Consider the following 1,039-nt stretch of genomic DNA (forward strand, 5'->3'; position numbering starts at 1 on the left):
TCTTATCTATTGTCACGAAGCCCGTGGCCTCGTCCTTACCGATCGCGCCCGTGGGGCATGCCGCCATGCACATCGGATCCTCGCAGTGCTGACAATGTACCCTGACGAACCCGCCGTTCGGACCGTTCATGACCTTGCAGAGTGAGAGGTCATAATTGTACGTCTGATAATTCCTGAAAGAACAGGCTGTCATGCACTGCCTGCAGCCCGTGCAGAGGTCCGGGTCATGGACGATTACCCTGGTCAAAGGAGTACCCGCGTATTCCGCAGTGTCAGTGTCAGCAGCCATTCTTGTTCTCCTTGTAACTGTCAGGAAACAGCTCGCGTTTTCCGGGGATATACAGCGCTGCAGAATACTCTTCCATGAAATCGGTATCTACCAGAAGATCAATGTAGGCCATGTGCCGGGCAACCGTTTCTGCCATGATCCGGTACTCGCGCGAGACTAAGGTGGCATATGCTCCTGAAAGGGAACCATTGCCCAGGGGGTGGAATGCAGCATCTGGAAATTCCGGAAGAATGCCGAACCGCACCGCATTGCCGATATCGGTATAAGCGCCAAATGCCCCTGAAAGATAGACATGCCGGATGTCGGTAACGGCAATCTTGTATTTCCCCATGAGCACACCGATAGCTCCGCATGCGGCAGCTTTCGAATCCATAAGATAATCAACGTCCTGCTGGGTGAACACCAGATCGCGCCCGGTGGCAGAAGCGGATGCCGGGATAAGCACATATTCCAGCCCTTTGGATCCGTTCCGGACCCGCGGGTGCCGGGGATTGAGTTTGCCGGCGAAATCGAGGGCACTGGATGCAACCATGGCGACTGCAGCATCAATAATCCCCGAACCACAGATACCCCGGGGGGGCACGTTCCCGATAGTTGAACAGATCGTCTCTGCCGTCTCAGGATCAAAGCGGACGTGCTCAATCGCACCGTTCATCGCCCGCATGCCGCACGTGATGCCCGCCCCCTCAAACGCAGGCCCGGATGCGCAGGAGACCGATGCCATCCAGTCTTTGTTCCCGAGAATGATCT

At 56.0% G+C, this 1,039-nt stretch carries 2 protein-coding genes; both read right to left on the reverse strand.

The window, feature by feature from the left end; translation table 11 throughout:
- On the reverse strand, positions 1-289 hold a 289-nt coding region (locus tag CW742_RS15070), incomplete at its 3' end, for a 4Fe-4S dicluster domain-containing protein (protein ID WP_292421829.1).
- Positions 279-1,039: ATP-binding protein (locus CW742_RS15075; RefSeq protein ID WP_292421832.1), on the reverse strand; the 761-nt coding region annotated here is incomplete at its 5' end. The genes CW742_RS15075 and CW742_RS15070, both read right to left, overlap by 11 nt.

This window comes from Methanoregula sp., assembly GCF_002835825.1.
In the GTDB taxonomy this organism is placed as follows: Archaea; Halobacteriota; Methanomicrobia; order Methanomicrobiales; family Methanospirillaceae; genus Methanoregula.